This window comes from Burkholderia sp. YIM B11467 (assembly GCF_052952715.1).
In genome coordinates this window covers 1-6,451 of sequence record NZ_JBQVSQ010000027.1, presented here as the reverse complement: position 1 = coordinate 6,451, position 6,451 = coordinate 1, and the positions used below count along the sequence as shown (strand labels likewise).

Annotated in this window: 4 protein-coding genes; 1 reads left to right on the top strand and 3 read right to left on the bottom strand. The window is 64.1% G+C overall.

Annotated features, from left to right (window positions below; translation table 11 throughout):
* Positions 1–183 precede the first annotated feature (183 nt).
* From ACTRWB_RS37970 to fdnG, 3 genes are read right to left on the bottom strand one after another with little or no spacing between them, the layout of a single operon-like run.
* Complete coding sequence (locus ACTRWB_RS37970) at positions 184–810, bottom strand: formate dehydrogenase subunit gamma (protein ID WP_446904904.1); 627 nt, start codon at positions 808–810, stop codon at positions 184–186.
* Positions 807–1,721, bottom strand: coding sequence for a formate dehydrogenase subunit beta (fdxH, locus tag ACTRWB_RS37965; protein ID WP_059237213.1), 915 nt, complete (start codon positions 1,719–1,721; stop codon positions 807–809). The genes ACTRWB_RS37970 and fdxH overlap by 4 nt, the downstream gene beginning before the upstream one ends.
* A gap of 10 nt (positions 1,722–1,731) precedes the next feature.
* Complete coding sequence (fdnG, locus tag ACTRWB_RS37960) at positions 1,732–4,803, bottom strand: formate dehydrogenase-N subunit alpha (protein ID WP_419689793.1); 3,072 nt, start codon at positions 4,801–4,803, stop codon at positions 1,732–1,734.
* 174 nt (positions 4,804–4,977) lie between these two features.
* Here fdnG and ACTRWB_RS37955 point away from each other — a divergent pair, with 174 nt between their 5' ends.
* Complete coding sequence (locus ACTRWB_RS37955; protein ID WP_129516962.1) at positions 4,978–5,910, top strand: YihY/virulence factor BrkB family protein; 933 nt, start codon at positions 4,978–4,980, stop codon at positions 5,908–5,910.
* The last annotated feature ends 541 nt before the right edge of the window (positions 5,911–6,451 follow it).

Here is a 6,451-nt window from a genome sequence, read left to right as displayed (position 1 = left end):
TGTTTGGCTCGGCCAAACGGCGCTCCTCATTTCTTGCCCTACGAGCGATTTCGGGCATTCGCATGCGCGTTCCATGCGCAAACAGACCCCAAACAAGCGCCGACAGGTCGGCGCTTCAGGCAGTTCCGACGGCTGACGGGGCTGGGCCCGCCGCGATTCGGCGAGCCGCCCCGGTCCGGTGCGTTATTTCACGCTTTCACGGAACCACTTCGGGTGATGCTTGCGAGCCCAGCCCAGCGTGACGGTGCCGCGCACCATCGCGCCGATCGAGCCCTTCACCCACAACGCCGCGTAAATGTGCACGATGATGCTCGCGATCAGCACGAAGGCCGCCACGGCATGCACGACAGCGGCCGCGCGGATCACCTCGATCGGGAAGTAGAACGAGAAGTAGCGCCGCCAGATCACGACTCCCGACAGCAGAAGCAACAGCAGGCACGCCACCAACGTAAAGAATAGCAGCTTCTGCCCGGCGTTATAGCGGCCGACGGGCGGCAGCTTGTCTTCCTGATTGGTCAGCACGTCGCCGATCTGCTTCAGCCACTGCCGGTCGTCCGCATCGAGCGCGTTGTGGTGCCAGAAGCGCACGACCAGGATCGCGAACGACACGAACATCACGAGGCCGACGAACGGATGCAGGATCCGCGTCCACTGGCCGCCGCCGAACAGCGCGGTCAGCCAGAACATCGATGGATGGAACAGCGCGAGCCCGGACAGCGCGAGCAGCACGAACGTGATCGCGGTGATCCAGTGGTTCGTGCGCTCGTTCGCCGAGTAGCGGACGATCAGGTTGGGGTCGTCGTGCTTCATTTCGCGTCCTCCTTGATGCGTCGCGCCTCGTCGCGCGCGGCCGATTCTTCTGCGTCGCTCACCTCGTTCGGGCCGACCCGGACGTAGTGGAAGAACCCGGCGAGCGCCGTCAGCGCGATGCCGGCCACCGCGAGCGGCTTCGCGATGCCCTTCCACAGCTTCACCATCGGGCTGATCGACGGATTGTCGGGCAGCCCGTGGTACAGCGACGGTTTGTCGGCGTGGTGCAGCACGTACATCACGTGCGTGCCGCCGACGCCCTGCGGGTCGTACAGCCCCGCATGCTCGAAGCCGCGCTCCTTCAGGTCCTCGATCCGCTCGGCCGCGTGCTGCTTCATGTCCTCCTTGGTGCCGAACACGATCGCGCCTGTCGGGCAGGTCTTCACGCAGGCCGGTTCCTGGCCGACCGCGACGCGGTCGGAACAGAGCGTGCACTTGTACGCGCGATGATCCTTCTTCGAGATCCGCGGAACGTTGAACGGGCAACCGGTCACGCAATAGCCGCAACCGATGCAGTTCTCCTCGTGGAAATCGACGATCCCGTTGTTGTACTGCACGATCGCGCCCGGCGACGGACACGCCTTCAGGCAGCCCGGATCCTCGCAGTGCATGCAGCCGTCCTTGCGGATCAGCCATTCGAGGTCGCCCGCCGGGTTCTCGTATTCGGAGAACCGCATCACCGTCCACGAGTGCTCGGTCAGGTCGGCCGGGTTGTCGTACACGCCGACGTTGGTGCCGACCTCGTCGCGCAGGTCGTTCCACTCCATGCACGCCGTCTGGCATGCCTTGCAGCCGATGCACTTCGATACGTCGATCAGCTTCGCGACGCTCCCGGTCACCGGTTCGCGCACCGTGGGCGGTGGCGTCGTGGTGGCCGAGACGCGCTTGATATCCAGCGATTGCAATGCCATCTCTTTCCCCTTACGCCTTTTCGACCTTCACCAGGAACGACTTGAATTCCGGTGTGTACGAGTTGCCGTCACCCACGGACGGAGTCAGGGTATTGGCGAGATAGCCGGGCTTCGTCAGACCCTTGAAGCCCCAGTGCAACGGGATACCGACCGTCTGGACCTTCTTGCCGTCGACCGTCAGCGGCTTGATCCGCTTCGTGACGAGCGCGACCGCAATGATGTAGCCGCGCTTGGACGACACCTTCACGCGTTCGCCGTGCGCGACGCCGACTTCCTTCGCGAGGTCTTCGCCGATTTCGACGAATTGCTCGGGCTGGATGATCGAGTTCAGCCGCGCGTGCTTGGTCCAGTAGTGGAAATGCTCGGTCAGCCGGTAAGTCGTCGCGGCGTGCGGGAACTCCGGTGCCTGACCGAACGCCGCCCGGTCGTCCGGGAACACGCGGGCGGCCGGGTTGTTCAGCGCCTGCGGGTTGTTCGGGTGCAGCGGGTTCGTGCCGATCGGCGTCTCGAACGGCTCGTAGTGCTCGGGGAACGGACCTTCGTTCATCCCCGCCCGCGCGAAGAAGCGCGCGACGCCTTCCGGATTCATGATGAACGGCCCCATCCCGTTCTCGGGCGGTTCGTCCGCCTTGAAATCGGGAATGTCGGGTCCCGTCCACGCCTTGCCGTTCCAGCCGATCAGCTTGCGGGTCGGGTCGAACGGCTTGCCGCTCACGTCGCACGATGCGCGGTTGTACAGGATCCGCCGGTTCGCCGGCCACGCCCACGCCCAGTTCAGGGTCTGGCCGATGCCGGTCGGATCCGAGTTGTCGCGCCGCCCCATCTGGTTGCCGGCCTGCGTCCATGCACCGCAGAAGATCCAGCAACCGCTCGCGGTCGTGCCGTCGTCCTTCAACTGCGCGAACGCGGCCAGCTGCTCGCCCTTCTTCACGAGCGTCTTGGCCGGATCCTTCGGGTCGGGCAAATCGACGAGCGCACGGCCGTTGAACTCCATCGCGAGCTCTTCGGGCGTCGGGTTTTCCGGGTTCGCGTACGGCCAGGTCAGGTTCACGATCGGGTCCGGATACTTGCCGCCATCCGTCTGGTACATCTTGCGCATCCGCAGGAACAGCCCCGACATGATCTCGAGATCGCTCTTCGCCTCGCCCGGCGGCTCCGCGCCCTTCCAGTGCCATTGCAGCACGCGGCTGGAACTCACGAGCGAGCCGTTTTCCTCCGCGAAGCACGTGGTGGGCAAACGGAACACCTCGGTCTGGATCTTCGACGCATCGACATCGTTGTAGTCGCCGTGATGCTTCCAGAACTCGGACGTCTCGGTCGCAAGCGGATCCATGATCACGAGCCACTTCAGCTTCGCGAGCCCCGCGGCCGTCTTCACCTTCGACGGCGCCGCCGCGAGCGGGTTGAAGCCCTGGCAGATGTAGCCGTTCATCTTGCCGGCATTCATCAGCTCGATCGTCTGCAGCAGGTCGTACTGCTTGTCCAGCTTCGGCAGGTAGTCGTAGCCCCAGTTGTTCTCGGCGGTCGCCGCGTCGCCCCACCACGACTTCATGAAGCTGACGTGGAACGCCTTGTAGTTCTTCCAGTAGCTCAACTGGTTCGGCCGCAGCGGCTGCTGCACGCGCTTCGCGATGTAGCCGTCGAAATCCTGCTCGGCCTGCATCGGCAGCGTCATGTAGCCCGGCAGCAGGTTCGACATCAGCCCGAGGTCGGTCAGCCCCTGGATGTTCGAGTGGCCGCGCAGCGCGTTCATCCCGCCGCCCGCGATGCCGATGTTGCCGAGCAGCAGCTGCACCATCGCGCCGGTGCGGATGATCTGCGCGCCGATCGAGTGGTGCGTCCAGCCGAGCGCGTACAGCACCGTGCCGGCGCGGCCGGGAACGGCCGTGGTGGCGAGCATCTCGCACACCTTCAGGAACTTCTCCTTCGGCGTGCCGCAGACCTGCTGGACCATGTCCGGCGTATAGCGCGCGTAGTGCTGCTTCAACAGGTTGTACACGCAACGCGGATGCTGCAGCGTCGGGTCGACCTTCGCGAAACCGTCGTCGCCGCGCTCGTAGTCCCAGCTCGATTTGTCCGGGTACGCGTGTTTCTCGGCGTCGTAGCCGGAATAGATGCCGTCGTTGAACGCGTAATCCTCGCGCACGATGAACGAGAAGTCCGTGTAGTTCTTCACGTACTCATGCTGGATCTTGTCGTTCGTCAGCAGATAGTTGATGACGCCGCCCAGGAAGACGATGTCGGTGCCGGTGCGAATCGGCGCGTAGTAGTCGGCCACCGAGGCCGTACGCGTAAAGCGCGGGTCGACGACGATCAGCCGCGCCTTGCGGTGCGCCTTCGCCTCCGTTACCCACTTGAACCCGCATGGATGGGCCTCGGCTGCATTGCCGCCCATCACGAGAATCACGTCCGCGTTCTTGATGTCGACCCAATGGTTCGTCATCGCTCCACGGCCAAACGTCGGGGCAAGACCTGCCACCGTCGGGCCATGTCAGACACGCGCCTGATTGTCGAATGCGAGCATTCCCAGACTGCGGACAGTCTTGTGCGTCAGGTAGCCGACCTCGTTGCTGCCGGCCGACGCGGCCAGCATGCCGGTCGTGAGCCAGCGGTTGACCTTCGCGCCGTCTTCCGCCGTCTCGACGAAGTTCGCGTCGCGGTCGGCCTTCATCAGCTTCGCGATCCGGTCGAGCGCATCGTTCCACGAGATCGGTTCCCACTTGTCCGAGCCGGGCGCCCGGTATTCGGGGTGCGTCAGGCGGCTCGGGCTGTGGATGAAGTCGATCAGGCTCGCGCCCTTCGGGCACAGCGTGCCGCGATTGACGGGATGGTCGGGATCGCCTTCGATGTGGATGATGCTCGGCTGCGCGTTCTTCGCGCCGTCTCCGAGGCTGTACATGAGGATGCCGCAACCCACTGAACAGTAAGGACAGGTGTTGCGCGTTTCGACTGTGCGCGCCAGCTTGTACTGTCGGACTTCGGCCAGCGCTTCGGACGGAGAAAAGCCCAGCAGGGCAAGACTCGATCCGGCAAGCGACGTGGCCGTCACCTTCAGGAACTGGCGCCGGGACATTTGTAGCATGGCGGTCTCGGCGTTATTGTGGGGGTGGGGAAACTGAAAGGAATTATAGACAGTCCACGCAACTATGGCCGTATCCTCGGATCAATACGGACTTGTCCGATTAATTGCATTGCCCTTTTAAGACTAGTCCAGTCGCCAACCTTGATCGGCGCCTCGTACCGCCACCGACCACGCATGAAACGACAGATCACCACCGAGGCGACCCGCCTCGCCCAACGACAGGCCAACTGGGCCCTCACCGCATTCAAGCGCTTCTCGTCCGACCGCTGCTCCGCGATGGCCGCGGGCATCGCGTTTTTCTCCGCGTTCTCGCTCGCACCGATGCTCGTGATGGTGATCGCGGTGGCCGGCTGGTTCTACGGCGACGACGCCGCGCGCGGCCAGGTGTTCGAGCAGGCGCACCAGCTGATCGGCAACGATGCGGCGGCCAGCATCCAGACGATCGTGCAGAACGCGCACCGCGCGGGCGAGCGCGGCGGCCTCGCGACGCTGATCTCGTTCGCCGCGCTCGCGATCGGCGCGTCGGCCACCTTCGCATCGCTCAGCGCCGCGCTCAGCGTGATCTGGCCGGCCACCGAAAACCGCTGGTCGAGCATGCTCGGGCTCGTGCGCGTGCGGCTGATTTCGTTCGGGCTCGTGCTCGGCGTCGCGTTCCTGCTGATCGTGTCGCTCGTGCTCGACACCGCGATCACGTTCGTCGGCACCTGGCTGCTGGGCAATTCGCCGTATGTCGTGGTCACGAACCTCGTGCAGTTCTTCGTCGGCATCGCGGTGCTCGCGGCCGCGTTCGCCGCGTTGATGAAGTTCCTGCCCGATGCGCGCGTCGCGTGGCGCGACGCCGCGATCGGCGGCATCGTGTCCGCGATCCTGTTCTCCGGCGGCAAGAAGCTGTTCGCGCTGTACCTCGCGCATGCGGGCACGGCCAGTGCGTTCGGCGCGGCCGGATCGTTCGCGGTCCTGCTGATGTGGCTGTACTTCTCCGCGGTCGTGCTGCTGCTCGGCGCGGAATTCGCGGCGGCACGCGGCAACGCACATCGGCCCGCCGGCGTCGCGTCGGCCGCGCCCGCTCAAACCGATCGCGCCGCCGGCCGCATGCACGACGACTGATTCGCACACGCTGCGCAAAAACGGCCGCGCAACCGGCATCGCGCACGCCGCCGCATCGAAACGCCTCCTTCCCGCCGCTTTGCCACCCCGCCAACCACGCTGCCCGCCGCGCATTCGCGCGGCGTTGACGCGTTCCTTGCATGCCGGCGCGTTGCTCCCTGCAATCGCAAACGTTTGCTCACCGTCATTTCCGTGCGTCAACCGGCCGAAACAGGCCCTCTGCTGCAATGTGCACCATCTATCGAAACAATCGCACCGCAGCAAATGTCAACTATTTCAAAAACAGGAACAGTCGTTGATGTGCTTGATATATATAGACTTTTTGATGCTGTTACCTTTTCGAGACACTTTATTTTTTAAGCTTTCTTGCGTCGATGGCACTGAGCTATTCTCCAATCCGCAACAAATAACGATGAATCACTTGCGTGGAGAAACTCAACGATGAAGAAACTCGCTCTCTCGACCCTCTCGCTCGCCCTGCTGGGCGCCGCTGGCGCTGCTCACGCTCAATCGAGCGTGACGCTGTACGGCGTGATCGACA